Here is a 15,085-nt window from a genome sequence, read left to right as displayed (position 1 = left end):
ATCGGGCCCATGCCCGGCCCCTCCCCCTCCACCGCCTGGTGGGCGCAGCGCGCGCCGTCCGCCGGCGCCGCCGTGCTGGCGACCGGCGCCCTGTCGGTCGGTCTGGACCTGGCGGGGTACGGCGGCCTCTCCCGTATCGCCCTCGGTCTGGCCTGCGCGGCCTGGCTGCTGTTCGCCGCGGACTTCACGCTGCGGCTGCTGCCGGCCGGCACGGGATGGCGGGCGTACGCGGGGGTGCCGGGCCTGGTGGACACCGTGGTGACGGCCGCCCTCACCACCGTGGCGGCGACGGCCGTCCTGGGCACCGGCTTCTCGGCGGCCGGCGCGCAGTCCCTGGCCGCGGCCCTGCTGGTACTGGCCGTGCTGCTCTGGCCGGTGCCGCTGGTCCTGCCGGCGCACGACGGGCAGCGGCGCAGGCCCGGGACGGTGTTCGCGCGCTGCATGGCCACGCAGGGGCTCGCCGTGCTCGGCGCCACGCTCGCCGCGGCCGAGTCGGCGGCCTGGCTCGCGCACGCGGCGCTGGTGCTGTTCTGGCTGGGGCTCGTGCTGTACGTCCTCGCCCTGGCCCGTTTCGATGTGCGGCAGGTGGCCGAGGGGCGCGGCGACCACTGGCTCGCGGGCGGGGCGCTCGCCTTCTCGGCGCTGGCCGGGGCGCGGCTGATCAGCTCCGACAGCGCGCGCCTGTACCTGTGGAACGTCGACGACCGCGGCATCCTGCGCGATGTGACCGTCGTGCTGCTCGTGCTCACACTGGCCTGCTGCGCCGTCCTGCTCGCCGCCGAGTTCCTGCGCCCCCGCCCCCGCGCCGACATCCGCCGCTGGGAGACCGTGTTCACCTGGGCCAAGACGGCGGCGGCGACCCTGGCCGTCGCCGCCGCCCTCGACGTCTCCTGGCTCGACGTCCTCGGTGAGGTGCTGCTGTGGGTCGCGGTGGCCGCGTGGCTCGGCGTCACCGCCTGGGCGGTCGCCTCCGCCCGGGCCTATGCCGCGCCCTGGCGGGTCAGGTCCAGAGCACGGCGATGAAGACGTTCGCCGCGGTCAGCGCCCCGACCAGGCCGAACAGGCCCTTGTCCACCTTCTCGTCGTCCCGCTTCACGTAGACCAGGCCGAGGATCACGATCAGCAGGGCCAGCTTGACGCCGATCTTGATGTTGTTCACGGACTGGTCGTCGGCCTGGTTGAGGCCGACCAGGATCACACCGGTGACCAGCATCGTCAGCGCGCCGTGCAGCATCGCGGGGGTGTAGCGGGCGGTGCCCTCGCCCATCGCCTTCATCTGGGTGAGGAAGCCGCCCAGGAGGGAGCCGATGCCGATGATGTGGAGGCCGACGGACAGGTGGATGAGTACGTCCATGAGGCCGGAGCCTAATCAGGGGCTCCACAGCCGCCCGCACCGGCCCGTCGGATGCACATGTGCGCCCCATAGCACCCGTCCGTCGCCCTGCGCCCGTGATTCGGCGCATCGGTCATCACGCTGAGTCAAGTCGACGGCGGCGAGACGAGATCACGGTCGCATACGGTCACCGTCAGTCCTCTCGGGACACTTCCGCGCACCCGCCACCGGGCCGCCGCGGCGAGGTTTAGCGTCCTCCACCAGGTGCCCGGCTCCCCACCGCCGCCCGGGCCAGGGGCGGCAGTCGGACACCACCGCCGAAAGGTCCGGCGGCGGCCCGCTTCCCCTGTGCGGGCCGCCGCCGGACGCGTGCCGCCCCTCCGCTCCCCCGGCGGCCGTACACACCTCGGCGGTCGCAGGAAAGGACGTGGCCCCCAGGTGGCAGCGCACCGCAAGCCCCGCCGGCGCTCCGCGAGCGGCAGCACGGCCCGTACGGCCGCCACGATCGCCCTCGCGGGCGCGGCGACCGCGACGGGCTTCGACGGCACCGGACACGCCGAGCCCGAGCTCACCCCCGGCCAGGTCAAGGCCAAGGTGGACGAGCTGTACCAGGAGGCGGAGGTCGCCACCGAGAAGTACAACGGCGCGAAGGAGAAGGCCGAGGCGGCCGGACAGCGGCTGAAGGACCTCCAGGACCAGGCGGCACGCAAGGAGGGGCGGCTCAACTCCGCCCGAGAGGCGCTGGGCTCGGTCGCCGCCGCCCAGTACCGCGCGGGCGGTCTCGACCCCGCGCTCCAGCTCGTCCTGTCCGACGACCCCGACCGGTACCTCGACAACGCCGAGTTCGCCGAGCGGGCCGGAAACCGGCAGCAGTCCGACGTCGCGCGCGTACGGCGGCAGCTTCGGGAGATCGAGCAGCTGCGCGGGGCCGCCCACATCGAGCTGACCTCCCTGAAATCGCGGCAGACGGAGCTGAGACGGCACAAGGAGACGATCACCGGCAAGCTGGGCTCCGCGCGCCGGCTGCTGTCCCGGCTCACCGTGCAGGAACGTGCCCGCATCGGCGACACGACGGGCATGGACCGCGCCTCACGCTTCTCGGCGGGTGCGCGTGACCGCCTGACCGCCCCCAGGACCGTCAGCGCGCAGGCGCCCAACTCCCGCGCGGCCGCAGCCGTGTCCTACGCCTACCGGAAGCTCGGCAGCCCCTACGTCTGGGGCGCGACCGGCCCGAACGCCTTCGACTGCTCGGGCCTCGTCCAGGCCGCGTACCGCTCCGCCGGCGTCTCCCTGCCCCGCACGACGTACTCCCAGATCGACGCGGGCCGCCGTGTCTCCCGCTCCGAACTGCTTCCCGGGGACCTGGTGTTCTTCTACGCCGGCATCAGTCACGTCGGCATCTATGTCGGCAACGGCAGGATGATCCACGCCCCGAACCCCTCCGCCCCGGTACGGGTCGCCCCGCTCGACGAGATGCCGTTCACGGGCGCCACCCGGGTGGTGTGACCAGGGCGGCGCTCGGGGTCACACCAGCCGGCGGGCCGTCGCCCAGCGCGTCAGTTCGTGCCGGTTGGAGAGCTGGAGCTTGCGCAGGACCGCCGAGACATGGGACTCGACCGTCTTCACGGAGATGAACAGCTGCTTGGCGATCTCCTTGTACGCGTACCCCCGGGCGATGAGCCGCAGCACCTCGCGCTCGCGCTGGGTGAGGCGGTCCAGGTCCTCGTCGACCGGCGGCGCGTCCGTGGAGGCGAAGGCGTCGAGGACGAACCCGGCCAGCCGCGGAGAGAAGACGGCGTCGCCCTCCTGGACACGGAAGATGGAGTCGACGAGGTCCGTGCCGGTGATCGTCTTGGTGACGTATCCGCGGGCCCCGCCGCGGATCACGCCGATCACGTCCTCGGCGGCGTCCGACACGGACAGCGCCAGGAAACGGACGGGCTGCTCGGCGTCGGTCATCAACGGGGCGCAGCGGCGCAGCACTTCGACACCGCCGCCGCCGGGCAGGTGCACGTCGAGGAGGACCACCTCGGGGCGGGTCGCGGTGATGACCGTGACCGCCTGGTCGACGTCCGCGGCCTCGCCGACGACCTCGACACCGGTCTGCTCGGTCTGGCCGATCTCGGCCTGGACCCCCGTACGGAACATGCGGTGGTCGTCGACGAGGACCACGCGCACGCGACGCCCGCCGGTGCCGCCGTCCGACTCCGCGGGCCCGGGCGCCTCCGCCGATCCCGCCGTACCGTTCGCCTCGGTCGGGTCGCTCATGACGTCTTCTCCGCCCTCTCCATCTCCAGCTCGACCTCCGTGCCGCCGTCCGGCACCGCGCGCAGTCGCGCCGTACCGCCATTGCGCTCCATGCGGCCGATGATCGATTCTCTGACACCCATCCGGTCGGCGGGTATCGAGTCGAGGTCGAAGCCGGGGCCGCGGTCCCGGACGGACACGAAGACCGTCTTCCCCTCGACCTCGGCGAAGACCTGTACGGCTCCGCCCTCGCCACCGTACTTGGCGGCGTTCACCATTGCTTCGCGCGCGGCCTGCATCTGCGCGCTGATTCTCTCGTCGAGCGGGCAGTCGCCCACGACCACGACCTCGATGGGCACGCCGTGCTTGTCCTCCACCTCGGCCGCGTTGCGCCGTACGGCGTCGGCGAGGGTGGTGGGTTCGTCGGCCTCCTCCTTGCCGGTGCCCTCCGGCTTGTACAGCCAGGTGCGCAGGTCGCGCTCCTGGGCGCGGGCGAGGCGGCGCACCTCGCTCGCGTTCTCCGCGTTGCGCTGGATCAGGGTGAGGGTGTGCAGCACCGAGTCGTGCACATGCGCGGCGACCTCCGCGCGCTCCTGCGCGCGGATGCGCATCAGGCGCTCCTCCGAGAGGTCCTGGGTCATGCGCACCAGATACGGCCCGGCGAGAAGCGTTATCCCTACGAGGACCGCGAGGGCCGCCTGGAGGACGGAGCCGAGGTGGGCGGCGGAGCCCTGCAGGACGAAGATGCCGGAGACGCCGGCCGTCACCAGCAGCACACCGCCCACCGAGCGCAGCAGCGTGAGAGTGCGCCGCCGGCGGCCGACCTCGACCCAGCGGGCCCGGCGGGCGTTGTCGGCCTGCCGCCAGACCAGGGCGACGCCCGCGCCGACGAGCACCGCCGGCCAGAGGTAGGCCCTGGCACCGCCGCTGAGGTTCACATTGCCCACGAACACCATGGCCACGACGACCATGAGGAGCAGGGCCACGATCTGGCCCTTGTCGGGCCTGCGGGCGACGAGTCTGCGGCGGCCGTCGGGCGAGGTCTCCGAGGCGACCAGCGAGGGCGGCTTCTGCTTCTGCGCCTCGACGCCTCCGACGCCGAGCGGGACGAAGAACCAGAACGCGGCGTACAGCAGCGCACCGAGGCCGTCGGCCATGAACAGGCCGACGAAGACGAGCCGTACCCAGATCACGGGCAGCCCGAGGTGCCCGGCGAGCCCTCGCGCCACACCACCGAGCCAGCGTCCGTCACTGCTGCGGTAGAGCTTGCGCGGCGGCCGCGGTTCGGCGAGTGGCGCTGCTGCGGCTTCCGACATGCCATTGATGGTCACACGGCCGGCAGACCGGAGCATCAGGGTCGGCCCCGGAGACTCCCCTGATCTCCGGACCCGGGCCTTCGAACGCTTCCCGAGCCGGTCCTCAGGGCCGATATCAGGGTCGGGCCAGGGTCATTCCGGCTGCCGCGGCGCCGCCGCGCCCGTCACCATGGACCCATGACCGATCACGAGCACGCCGCGACGGGTCCGGGACCCGGCTCCGGCCCGCGCCCCGCACCGGGCGCCGGGCCGCAGGATGCCGCGCCCGCCGCGGGCGCCGGCTCCCCCGCGCCTTCCCGCGCGCACGGGCCCGCGGGCGCGGGAGAACAGAAGGGAGCCACGCCCGGCGCGGCCGGCCCCGCGGGGGAGGCCGCCCCGCCCGGGCCACCGCACAGGTTCCGGCGCGACCGCCGCAACAAGGCCCTGGCCGGCGTCTGCGCCGGGCTCGGGCGGCAGTGCGACATGGACCCGGTGATCTTCCGGATCACCCTCGCGGTGCTCTCGGCCACCGGCGGCATCGGCCTCCTCTTCTACGGCTTCGCCTGGCTCGTCGTGCCCTACGACGACGAGGAAGAGAACGAGGTGCGCAAGCTGCTGACCGGCCGCGTCGACGGCCAGGCCCTGACAGCGGTGCTGTTCGCGCTGGTCGGCTGCGGCGTGTTCCTGACCATGCTGAAGAACGGCGGGGTACTGACCTTCGCCGTCGTCCTCTCCCTCCTCCTCGCGGGCGCCGGCTACTGGTCGCGCCAGCGCGGCGCCCCCAGCCCCGACCCGCTGGCCGCCCAGGCCGTCGCCGACGCCCCGCCCGAACCCCAGGCACCGCCGGTGTTCATCACCTACCCGTCCTGGTGGCGCGACCCCATCGTCAAGGACGGCACCCACGTCGGCGGCACTGGCTACCTCTGGGGCCCGCGCGACACCCGCGACCTTGACGTCGCCGCGGCCATCAACATCAGCCGCGGCACCGAGGCCCCCGACCGCGAGGACATACCCGTCCCGCGCACCCGGCCGCCCGAGCCGCGCGGGCCCCGCTGGATCGGCGGCTGGGTCTTCCTGCTGGCCCTGCTCGCGGGCGCCCTGGGCACGATCCTGACCTGGGACCACCACCCGCTCGGCACGAGTGTGCAGACCGGTCTGTCCTGCGCGCTCGCCGTTCTGGGCCTGGGCATAGCGGTCAGCGCCTTCCTGGGGCGGACCGGCGCGGGCTCGATCCTCCTGGCGATCATCACGGCGGGCCTGCTCGCCGGCTCGGCGGCACTGCCCAAGAACATCGGCACGCAGTGGACCCGCACGACCTGGCAGCCCACGACGGTGGCGGACGTACACCGGCGGTACGACCTGGGCACGGGCGTCGGCACCCTGGATCTGTCGAGGGTGGACGTGGATCGGAACAGGACGGTCACGACCCGCGCCGACGTCGGTGTGGGCCGGGTGAAGGTGGTGGTGCCCGAGGACGTGACCGTGCGGCTGAGCGTCGACGTAGGGCTCGGAGACCTGCAGCTGCCTGGCGACGACACGAAGGACGTGGACGTGAAACCGGGCCAGCACAAGGAGATAACCCTCTCCCCCGCCCAGGGCGTCAAGAAGTCGGGCACCCTCGACCTGGATCTCCAGGTCGGCATGGGACAGGCGGAGGTGGCCCGTGCTGCGTCATGAACTCCAGCCCGGAAAGCTGGTCGCCGGCACCGTCCTCACCCTGGTGGGCGTCCTCTACGCCGGTGACGCGGGCGGCGCCTGGGAGACCCCGTGGTTCGTGGCGCTACCACTCGTCATGGGCGGGCTGTTCCTGGCCGGCGCAGTGGCGTTCCTGACGGGCCGGATACGCCGGCGCCGGGGGTCGGGCCGTACCACCGACGAGCCCGGCCCGGACATCGCCGCCTGACGACAGGCCACGCCGCCGCACGCCCACGGACGTGCGCTACCGGTAGTCCCCTGTCCTCTGGCGTCGCCGCGACCGCAAGGCGGCGTCGAGGGAGAACAGAGGAGCGCCCGCGAGCACGAGGGGGATCCAGGCCATGAGGTAGGCGAGGTCGTTGCCGTAGTAGTACGGGTCGGACGCCCAGCTCACGGTCAGCCACAGGCTGAGGGAGATCAGCGCGCCGCCGAGTGCGGCCAGCCGGGCGAGCAGGCCGAGCAGGGTGCCGATACCGACGGCCAGTTCTCCGAAGGCGATGGCGTAGCCGAAGCCGACAGGGCTCTTCAGTGAGAGGTCCACCAGGGCGGGGATGGCGGAGGAGTCGCGGACGGCGCGCATCATGTCGCCGATGGAGCCGGAACCGGAGTCCTTCATGAAGGCGCTGTCGGTGAGTTTGTCGAGGCCGGCGTAGATGAAGGTGATGCCGAGGAAGAACCGCAGGGGAAGGAGGGCGTAGCGGACGGCGGTGTCCCGCCAGTCTCCTCCGCTGCCGAAGTGGGGGGTGTGCGTGTCCGTTCTCATGCCGTGAGTCATCGCTGCTAGCCGCCTCTCGCCCGCCGGTGCCGAGACCCCCTCAACGACCATACGTACGACAAACCGACCCAGCTCAATCCTGTGCGGCGGCTTTTGTTACTGGCGGCCAGGCGATTAGCGCTTCCAGGTGCTCGGCGTCGGTGCCGGGGCCGGGGCGTCGCACAACCGGCGCAGCGGCACCCCTGCAAGCCATCCGCAGGCGCCAACCGGCACCCCATCACTTCGTCAGTCCGTCACTCCGTCACTCCGTCACGTCGACCGCATACCGGTTCGTCTCCACCCCCGCCGCCGTGACCACCTGTACCTCCACCCGCCCTGGCTCCACATCCGCCGGTACCGGCACGGTCAGCAGTGTGTCCGTCGGGTTGTCGAAACCCCCGGGCACCGGCACCAACGGGACGTGGACATGCACGGCACCGACGCGGACGACCATCCGGGCCAGCCGGTCGGCCCTCTGCGCACCCGGCGGTACGAACCCGGCGCCCCGGATCTCGATGTCGTCGCCCGTGCGAATCGGCCCGTCCAGATCCCCCGCCTCCCGCGACCGTACGACGGAGAGGATGACCGGCCGGCCCCCTTCCGCGTACTTGCCGGCCAGGTACGTCGCCGCCGACACCAGGACGACCACCGCCAGCCCCCACGGCAGATCCGGCAACTGGTCCGGCCGCCGGGCCAGCCGTACCGCCGCGAAGACCAGGGCGACGGCGCTGACCACGACGTACTGGATGTCGGCGAAGGTGCCCCGGCCCGCGTCGTCGGTCAGCAGGTCGGCGGCTCGCGGCCGGTCGGCGGGTACCTTCTGGAGCCGTTGCGCCAGCACCCGCAGTCCGACCACCCGCCGCACGAGCACGGCGATCCCGCACACCACGGCGAGCACGGTCAGGATCCCCGCCCCACGGGCGAGTTCCAGCCCCGAGAGCAGCGCGTCCCGGTCGGCGTGCCGGGAGGCGCCCGCCAGCCGCGCCGCCAGCAAGAGCACCGAGTAGGCCACGAAGAGCACCCACGCCCCGGCCACCGTACGGGAGGTGGACAGCCGGTTGTCCTCACCGATGAGGGGCGCCAGCGCACCGCCCTTCGCCCGGTGGAACCACGACGCCGCCGTCAGCGCCCCGGCGACCACCAGCGCGGCGGCCAGCCCGGCCGTACGGGCCGCCGTCCAGCCCGCGCCGACCGCGGTGAGGGACTGCCCGAGCAGCAACAGCACGACGACCGCCCACACGGCCCCCGCCGTGCGGCGCCAGAGGCCAGCCAGCCAGGCCCGCCCCTCGGCCCGGCCGCGCTCGGCGACGAGTTCCGCGGACTGCGCCAGTTCCTCCGAGACCCACTGCCGGGAGGCGGAGGCGGAGTGGGCCACCGCGGCCGGCAGCCCCTGCCCGGCCGCGAACTCGTCGCGCCTGCGCAGAAACCCGGCGACGGCCCTCCGATGCCCCTCACGCGCCCCGTGCGGACAGTCCCCGCAGGCGCACCCACCTCCGCGCACACCGCCGTTCACACTGCCGTGCGCACCGCCCTGCATACCTCCGGGCGCACCGCCCTGTCCCACCTCGCACACCGTCACGCCCGACGCCCGCCTTCCCGCGACCCAACCACCGTCGGTCTTCCGGACCCCGGAAACACCGCTGCACAACTCCCGTGCGACGACAGCGGATTATCCCTTCACCACCTGGTCCGCGTCCGCCCGACCTGGTCAACACGGGTGAAATTCGGCACGCCGTGTTGACCCAACCGGGAGAATTCCCTTATGGCCGAGATCATCCAGCGTGACGGGACCTGGGCCTTCGACGGCAGTACGGTCCGGATCACGCCCGGTCTGCACCGCTCGGTGCCGCTGTTCCGGCAGACGTACGGAGAGATCGCCGTGCCGCTGGAGGCGGTCTCGGGTGTCGTCCTCGAACCTGTGGGGCAGCGTCCGCCGCGACCTGCTGACCGCGCTTGTGGCGACGGCGGTCACCGCCCGGCTGCCGCACCCGTCCACCCGCGCCGCGGCCGGGACCCACGAAGGCGGCGCGCACGGCTCCCGCCCGGCCGGCGCCGTTCCGCCCGCGGCCGACCACCACGACGTGCTGGTGCGCCGCCTCCGGCAGTTGGGCGAGCTGTACCGGGAGGGTGTGCTCACCGACGAGGAGTTCGCCAGGACGAAGGCAGCGGTGCTCCGCGGCTTCTGACGGGCGGGCCGCTCAGGTCAGCTCAGCTCAGCAGATCCGGCTCGCTCCGGCTGACCTCCCGCCACATCGGCTGGTAGTTGATCCACGCCACCAGGTCGCCCCCCAACTGCTCTCGCGTCGCCACCGCCATCCGGTGGTCGATGCGGACCGGCCGCCCGGCGGCCTGCGCGGTCAGCTGGACCTGACAGGACCGTTCCATCGACACGAACCACCAGGCGGCGGCGTCCACCGAGTCGCCGACGGTCAGCAGCCCGTGGTTGCGCAGCACGAGCGCCTTGCGGGAGCCGAGCGCGGCCGCGATGCGCCGTCCCTCCTCGGCGTCGACGGCGACGCCGGTGTAGGCGTCGTAGAGGGCGTGATCCTCGTAGAAGGCGCAGCTCTCCTGGGTGATCGGCTCCAGCAGCTCGCCGAGGGCGGCGAGCGCCCGGCCGTGCACCGAGTGGCAGTGGGCGACGGCGACCACGTCGGGGCGGGCGGCGTGGACCTGGGCGTGCACGGTGAAGGCGGCCTGGTTGACGTGGTAGCCGCCCTCGACGACCTGGCCGTCCTGGTTGGCGAGCACCAGGTCGCTCACGGTGACGTGCCGGAAGGGCATCCCGAACGGGTTGACCCAGAAGCAGTCGGTGTACTCGGGGTCGCGGGCGGTGATGTGCCCGGACACGCCGTCCTCGTAGCCGAGCCGCCCGAAGATCCGCAGGGCGCCCGCGAGCCGTTCCTTGCGGTGCCGGCGTTCGTCCTCCACCGACTCGTGCATGGGCGGCATCGCGAACCGCAGCCGGTCGGTGGGCAGCGGCAGGGGCGGGGTGGGCCCGTGCATAGGTCCTCCAGCGCTGGTTCTACGTACGGGGCGGAAGCTACCGCCGGTCGGGCCGGGAAGAACAGAACCGTTCCGTGAAGATGAGAGGGGCGCCCCGGCGGACGCCTCGTGAGTACCCGCGAGGACGCCTGAGCACCGTGAACCGCCGCAAGCACCCGTGAGCAGCCGCGAGCAGCCGCGAGCACCCGTGAGCAGCCGCGAGCAGCCGCGAGCACCCGTGAGCAGCCGCGAGCAGCCGCGAGCAACCGTGGCCAGCGCGAGCACCCGTGAGCACCCTTGAGCATCCGTGAGCACCTGTACGCGCCTGTACGCATCCGTGCGCACCCCTTTCGCCCCCGGTCTCCCCGACCCCACGAATAGCCGACAGAAGATGTCGGATTTCGGCGCGACACTCTCCCCATGACAGCGAACTGGGCGGCCTTCGCCACCACCGAACCGGACATGGCCGACACCGTCGAGAAGCGCTTCGGCGCCTACACCCACCACGTCCTCGCCACCCTCCGGAAGGACGGCTCGCCCCGCACCAGCGGCCTGGAGGTGCGGTTCCTGAACGGCGAGCTGTGGCTCGGCATGATGCCGGACTCGCTCAAGGCGCTCGACCTGCGCCGCGACCCGCGCTTCGCGCTCCAGGCGAACCCAGGGGAGGGCACGGGCATGGGCGGCGGCGACGTGCGGATCAGCGGGCGGGCGATCGAGGTCGACGACGCGGAGACGAAGGCGCGGTACGTCGAAGAGGTGGAACCGCCGGAGCCGTTCCACCTCTTCCGTACCGAGCTCACGGAGGTCGTACGGACCTACGTCGAGGACGACAAGTTCCTCGTCGTCCAGATCTGGACGCCCGGCGAGCCCCTGCGCACGATCAAGCGCACATAGGGCCTGGGAGCTACTCCCACTCGATCGTCCCCGGCGGCTTCGAGGTGACGTCGAGGACGACCCGGTTGACGTCCTTGACCTCGTTGGTGATGCGCGTGGAGATCCGGGCGAGGACGTCGTACGGCAGGCGCGACCAGTCGGCGGTCATCGCGTCCTCGGAGGAGACGGGCCGCAGGACGATCGGGTGGCCGTACGTACGGCCGTCGCCCTGGACGCCGACGCTGCGGACATCCGCGAGGAGGACCACCGGGCACTGCCAGATGTCCCGGTCGAGGCCGGCCGCCGTGAGCTCCTCGCGGGCGATGGCGTCGGCCTCGCGCAGCAGGTCCAGGCGCTCCTTGGTGACCTCGCCGACGATCCGGATACCGAGGCCGGGGCCGGGGAAGGGCTGACGCTGGACGATCTCGTCCGGCAGGCCGAGCTCCTGGCCGACCATGCGGACCTCGTCCTTGAAGAGCTTGCGCAGCGGCTCGATGAGCTTGAACTCGAGGTCCTCGGGGAGGCCGCCGACGTTGTGGTGGGACTTGATGTTGGCGGTGCCGGTGCCGCCGCCGGACTCGACCACGTCGGGGTAGAGGGTGCCCTGGACGAGGAACTCCACGGCCGGGCCCTGGTCGGCGATGATCTCGGCCTGGGCCTGCTCGAAGACCCGGATGAACTCGCGGCCGATGATCTTCCGCTTCTCCTCGGGGTCGGAGACCCCGGCCAGCGCCTTGAGGAACCGCTCCTCCGCGTCCACGACCTTCAGCTGCACGCCGGTCGCGGCCACGAAGTCCTTCTCGACTTGCTCGGTCTCGCCCTTGCGCATCAGCCCGTGGTCGACGTAAACGCAGGTCAGCTGGGAGCCGATGGCCTTCTGGACGAGGGCCGCGGCGACCGCGGAGTCCACGCCGCCGGACAGCCCGCAGATGGCGCGCCTGTCGCCGACCTGCTCGCGGATGGCGGCGACCTGCTCCTCGATGACACTGCCCGTGGTCCAGGACGGGGTCAGGCCGGCGCCCCGGTACAGGAAGTGCTCCAGCACCTGCTGCCCGTGCGTGGAGTGCATCACCTCGGGGTGGTACTGGACGCCGTACAGCTTCTTCTCGTCGTTCTCGAAGGCGGCGACCGGGACGACGTCCGTGGAGGCCGTGACGGAGAAGCCCTCGGGGGCGGCGGAGCAGGCGTCGCCGTGCGACATCCAGACGGTCTGCTCGGCGGGGGTGCCCTCGAAGAGGGTGGAGGACGACTTGGAGACGTGCAGCTCGGTGCGGCCGTACTCGCGGGCTCCGGTGTTGTCGACGGTGCCGCCGAGGCTCTGCGCCATGAGCTGGAAGCCGTAGCACATGCCGAAGACGGGGACGCCGGCCTCGAAGAGCGCGCGGTCGAGGCGGGGCGCGCCTTCCTCGTACACCGACGAGGGGCCGCCGGAGAGGATGATCGCCGCGGGGTTCTTGGCGAGCATCTCGGCGACCGGCATGGTGCTCGGCACGATCTCGCTGTAGACCCGCGCCTCGCGGACACGACGGGCGATGAGCTGGGCGTACTGCGCGCCGAAGTCGACGACCAGGACGGTGTCGGCGGCGCTGGCAGCGGGAGTCGCTGATGACACAGGGTGCCTTCCGGCGGTGGGGCGGGGGTCTTGTGCCACCCGATTCTACCGGGGTGCCGGGGGGCGTCGTCCGGGCGCCGGGAGCCGGGACCGTCTCAGGATGCGAACCGTGTTGGACGCCCCCGGGGAGCGGGGCATACTTGCCCCATGCTCCAGCACCAGACGTTCGTCTTTACCTATGGCACCCGGCCCGCCGGCTGCCATGGTCGTGCTGCTTGAGCAACTGACAAGCGACTTCCCAGGCGCCCCGGGCCGACAAGGTCCGGGGCGTCTGCCGTCGTCCGGGCCTTGCCGCTCCGGGGCACCGCTCGACGACAAGGAGCCCCCATGAACGCCACCGACGTGACCGGCGCCCGTACCCCCGAGGCCGCCGGCGTGATCACCGGCGCGCGTGAGCGCATCGACGCGCTGGACGACCGGATCATCGGCCTGATCCAGGAACGGGTGGCCGTCTCCGCCGTCATCCAGGAGGCCCGGATCTCCTCCGGCGGCCGGCGCGTGAACCTCTCCCGCGAGATGGAGGTCCTCGGCCACTACCGGGAGGCTCTGGGCAAGCCGGGCACGGCCCTCGCGATGACCCTGCTGGAGCTGTGCCGGGGCAGGATCTGAAACCCCGTTCCCAGGACAGACGTGCGCCCTCTTCTCCCCCCGTGCGGCGCGTGACCGTCCCGCGGGCCGCTTCGTTGGTCCCGGTGTCCGTGCCAGCCAGGCGCGGGCCCGAGAGAAACCACGCGTGGCCCGCTGGAGCGATGAGACGTACGGATCGTGCCGTGCGTCGTGGGACCTCGCTCCAGGGAAGTGACCGGACGGCAGGGGACAGCAGCCCGGTCACCCAAGAGAACGGTCGGCTCCGGGGACGCCCGGGGCCGACCGGCGGACCTTGCAAAAATGCACAAGGCTGGATCGAAAGGTTGCGGGCGCCGCGTTCATCCAGCACGATGCGTAGACAGCCCAAGTCCCCCTCGCGGGCACCCGCATTGCCCCACTGCCAGAGGTACAGACCAGCGGCGCACCCCCCGGCGCCGCTTCCAAGGCACCGGCGCTGCCCTGACGTCGGTGCTGACCAGAAGAAGGGCCCCGCGGCTCCACCCCGCGGGGCCCTTCGCCTGCGTCGCCGGTCGTCCCGAGGGCCGTCAGGTGCGCGAGACCGTCCCGCACTCGTCCGGGTCGCGGTCGATGTCCCTGCTCCGGTCGTACGGATCCGTCGTCGGCCCGCTCGGCACCGCGCCCGAGGGCCGGCTCGACGGGAACTCCGGGTGCAGATACCCGTCGTGGACGTCGCAGGAGGAGTTGCCGATCTCCTGGTCGTACTCCAGGAGCAGCAGCCGGCCCTCGGTGACCTGGTACCGGGCGGGGTCGGCCAGTTCGACGTCGAGCACCCGGCGCACGATGGTGCGGGTGACCTCGGTGGGGCCGTCGGCCCGTACGACGGGGTAGACGAAGGTGTAGTCGGCACGCACGGCGACGCCCCCGTGCGATCCCTTCCCGAACGTCATGCGGCCGCGGGTCTTGATCACGTCGCCGGCCGGACGCACCTCGTCGGGGTCGAAACGGCTGAACAGCGTCACCGGGTCGTGCTTCCTGCTCGGGGAGCGCAGGGCGGTGCCGAGGTCGTCGAGGACGTCCGGCTGCTTGGGGTCGAGCACGGAGAGCGCGGCCTCGGGACGGGCGCCGCGCACCGCCCTCGGGTCGAGGTTGGCTCCCACCAGCAGCTTCTTCGTCAGCCTCAGCGCCTGCTCCACACGGTCCTTGGAGACCGGCCCGACGGCCTTGGCCTCGGGCAGCACGATGCCGGCCTCGCCGTCGGCCCAGCGCAGCGCCGGTGAGCCGGCGAACGGCTCGTCCAGGGTGGGCATTTCGGGGTCCGCCGCCCCGGGCGCGGCGCTGGGGGCCGCGGTCTCGTCGGGCAGCGGTGAGGCCGCGGCCGATGACTCGTCCGCGCCGAAGGGGTCGCCGGGCAGCAGCGACGGTTTCAGCGCCACCAGCGCCACGGCGACGGCGAGGGGCACGCCGAGTACGGCCCACAGCTTGCGGCGCCTCGCCGCCCGGCCGTTCATCTCCTGCCAGGCCGGGCCCGTTCGCCACCCGGGAGGCGACTCGCCCCGGGCCTCCTGCTGTCTCAGCCGCTCCGTCACCATGCGCGCCCGTGCGGACGGCTCCTTCGGGGCTGCGGCATGGTTGTTCCGCTCGGCGTCGCGGATGAACTGCTCCCAGACGTCGTCGGGGAACTCCGAGGCCGACGGCTGATCGTCGGACGGCTTTTCAGACACGAAGTCAAGATCTAAGCGGGCGGG

The 15,085-nt window shown here is 72.4% G+C and carries 14 protein-coding genes and 2 pseudogenes; 8 read left to right on the top strand and 8 right to left on the bottom strand.

Annotated features, from left to right (window positions below; all coding sequences use genetic code 11):
* The first annotated feature begins 9 nt into the window (after positions 1-9).
* Positions 10-1,023: an SLAC1 family transporter gene (locus AC07F0_RS10605; RefSeq protein WP_478976820.1), complete on the top strand. Its 1,014-nt coding sequence runs from the start codon at positions 10-12 to the stop codon at positions 1,021-1,023.
* Here AC07F0_RS10605 and AC07F0_RS10600 read toward each other — a convergent pair.
* Positions 1,001-1,354: a hypothetical protein gene (locus tag AC07F0_RS10600; RefSeq protein WP_478976818.1), complete on the bottom strand. Its 354-nt coding sequence runs from the start codon at positions 1,352-1,354 to the stop codon at positions 1,001-1,003. The two genes, AC07F0_RS10605 and AC07F0_RS10600, sit on opposite strands and share 23 nt — an antisense overlap.
* A gap of 417 nt (positions 1,355-1,771) precedes the next feature.
* Between AC07F0_RS10600 and AC07F0_RS10595 the strand changes: the two genes are divergently transcribed.
* Entirely contained in the window at positions 1,772-2,839 is a 1,068-nt protein-coding gene (locus AC07F0_RS10595; RefSeq protein ID WP_478976815.1) for a C40 family peptidase, read from the top strand.
* An 18-nt stretch (positions 2,840-2,857) separates the two neighbouring features.
* Here the strand turns inward: AC07F0_RS10595 and AC07F0_RS10590 are convergent, their stop codons facing one another.
* Complete coding sequence (locus AC07F0_RS10590; RefSeq protein ID WP_478976812.1) at positions 2,858-3,601, bottom strand: LuxR C-terminal-related transcriptional regulator; 744 nt, start codon at positions 3,599-3,601, stop codon at positions 2,858-2,860.
* Complete coding sequence (locus AC07F0_RS10585) at positions 3,598-4,896, bottom strand: ATP-binding protein (RefSeq protein WP_478976809.1); 1,299 nt, start codon at positions 4,894-4,896, stop codon at positions 3,598-3,600. The genes AC07F0_RS10590 and AC07F0_RS10585 overlap by 4 nt, the downstream gene beginning before the upstream one ends.
* Positions 4,897-5,073: 177 nt before the next feature.
* On the opposite strand from AC07F0_RS10585, the gene AC07F0_RS10580 reads away from it, so the two are divergent.
* Positions 5,074-6,552, top strand: a complete 1,479-nt coding sequence (locus tag AC07F0_RS10580) for a PspC domain-containing protein (RefSeq protein ID WP_478976806.1) — start codon at positions 5,074-5,076, stop codon at positions 6,550-6,552.
* Positions 6,539-6,778, top strand: coding sequence for a hypothetical protein (locus AC07F0_RS10575; RefSeq protein WP_478976803.1), 240 nt, complete (start codon positions 6,539-6,541; stop codon positions 6,776-6,778). The genes AC07F0_RS10580 and AC07F0_RS10575 overlap by 14 nt, the downstream gene beginning before the upstream one ends.
* A 36-nt stretch (positions 6,779-6,814) precedes the next feature.
* On the opposite strand, the gene AC07F0_RS10570 is transcribed toward AC07F0_RS10575, so the two are convergent.
* Both AC07F0_RS10570 and AC07F0_RS10565 read right to left on the bottom strand, forming a co-directional pair.
* Positions 6,815-7,345, bottom strand: coding sequence for a DoxX family membrane protein (locus AC07F0_RS10570; protein ID WP_478976800.1), 531 nt, complete (start codon positions 7,343-7,345; stop codon positions 6,815-6,817).
* 241 nt (positions 7,346-7,586) lie between these two features.
* Positions 7,587-8,861 (bottom strand): hypothetical protein, encoded by a 1,275-nt coding sequence (locus tag AC07F0_RS10565; RefSeq protein ID WP_478977263.1) that lies wholly within the window; start codon positions 8,859-8,861, stop codon positions 7,587-7,589.
* Positions 8,862-9,086: 225 nt separating this feature from the next.
* Between AC07F0_RS10565 and AC07F0_RS10560 the strand changes: the two are divergent.
* Together AC07F0_RS10560 and AC07F0_RS10555 are read left to right on the top strand one after the other, a co-directional pair.
* Positions 9,087-9,188 (top strand): annotated as a pseudogene (locus AC07F0_RS10560) (DUF4429 domain-containing protein); the annotation flags it as partial.
* Positions 9,189-9,237: 49 nt separating this feature from the next.
* Positions 9,238-9,510 (top strand): annotated as a pseudogene (locus AC07F0_RS10555) (SHOCT domain-containing protein); the annotation flags it as partial.
* Positions 9,511-9,532: 22 nt separating this feature from the next.
* Here the strand turns inward: AC07F0_RS10555 and AC07F0_RS10550 are convergent.
* The gene (locus tag AC07F0_RS10550; RefSeq protein WP_307177034.1) at positions 9,533-10,327 is read right to left on the bottom strand and encodes a class II aldolase/adducin family protein; all 795 of its coding nucleotides are present in this window, start codon (positions 10,325-10,327) and stop codon (positions 9,533-9,535) included.
* Positions 10,328-10,726: 399 nt separating this feature from the next.
* Here AC07F0_RS10550 and AC07F0_RS10545 point away from each other — a divergent pair, with 399 nt between their 5' ends.
* Complete coding sequence (locus AC07F0_RS10545; protein ID WP_478976797.1) at positions 10,727-11,200, top strand: pyridoxamine 5'-phosphate oxidase family protein; 474 nt, start codon at positions 10,727-10,729, stop codon at positions 11,198-11,200.
* A 10-nt stretch (positions 11,201-11,210) separates the two neighbouring features.
* On the opposite strand, the gene guaA is transcribed toward AC07F0_RS10545, so the two are convergent.
* Positions 11,211-12,791 carry a glutamine-hydrolyzing GMP synthase gene (guaA, locus tag AC07F0_RS10540; RefSeq protein ID WP_478976794.1) on the bottom strand — a complete coding sequence of 527 codons (1,581 nt, stop codon included), beginning with the start codon at positions 12,789-12,791 and terminating at the stop codon, positions 11,211-11,213.
* A 327-nt stretch (positions 12,792-13,118) separates the two neighbouring features.
* On the opposite strand from guaA, the gene AC07F0_RS10535 reads away from it, so the two are divergent.
* Positions 13,119-13,400: a chorismate mutase gene (locus AC07F0_RS10535; protein WP_478976791.1), complete on the top strand. Its 282-nt coding sequence runs from the start codon at positions 13,119-13,121 to the stop codon at positions 13,398-13,400.
* A gap of 524 nt (positions 13,401-13,924) precedes the next feature.
* Here AC07F0_RS10535 and AC07F0_RS10530 read toward each other — a convergent pair.
* Positions 13,925-15,061: a hypothetical protein gene (locus AC07F0_RS10530; protein ID WP_478976788.1), complete on the bottom strand. Its 1,137-nt coding sequence runs from the start codon at positions 15,059-15,061 to the stop codon at positions 13,925-13,927.
* Between the last annotated feature and the right edge of the window lie 24 nt (positions 15,062-15,085).

The sequence above is a fragment of the Streptomyces sp. NPDC045955 genome, assembly GCF_056430805.1.
This window is presented reverse-complemented; position numbering and strand designations above follow the sequence as displayed.

Coding starts and splice junctions, on each gene's coding strand:
- AC07F0_RS10605 (WP_478976820.1), top strand. CDS start 10: ATGCCCGGCCCCTCCCCCTCCACCGCCTGGTGGGCGCAGCGCGCGCCG.
- AC07F0_RS10600 (WP_478976818.1), bottom strand. CDS start 1,354: ATGGACGTACTCATCCACCTGTCCGTCGGCCTCCACATCATCGGCATC.
- AC07F0_RS10590 (WP_478976812.1), bottom strand. CDS start 3,601: ATGAGCGACCCGACCGAGGCGAACGGTACGGCGGGATCGGCGGAGGCG.
- AC07F0_RS10585 (WP_478976809.1), bottom strand. CDS start 4,896: ATGTCGGAAGCCGCAGCAGCGCCACTCGCCGAACCGCGGCCGCCGCGC.
- AC07F0_RS10580 (WP_478976806.1), top strand. CDS start 5,074: ATGACCGATCACGAGCACGCCGCGACGGGTCCGGGACCCGGCTCCGGC.
- AC07F0_RS10570 (WP_478976800.1), bottom strand. CDS start 7,345: ATGACTCACGGCATGAGAACGGACACGCACACCCCCCACTTCGGCAGC.
- AC07F0_RS10565 (WP_478977263.1), bottom strand. CDS start 8,861: ATGCAGGGCGGTGCGCACGGCAGTGTGAACGGCGGTGTGCGCGGAGGT.
- AC07F0_RS10550 (WP_307177034.1), bottom strand. CDS start 10,327: ATGCACGGGCCCACCCCGCCCCTGCCGCTGCCCACCGACCGGCTGCGG.
- AC07F0_RS10545 (WP_478976797.1), top strand. CDS start 10,727: ATGACAGCGAACTGGGCGGCCTTCGCCACCACCGAACCGGACATGGCC.
- AC07F0_RS10535 (WP_478976791.1), top strand. CDS start 13,119: ATGAACGCCACCGACGTGACCGGCGCCCGTACCCCCGAGGCCGCCGGC.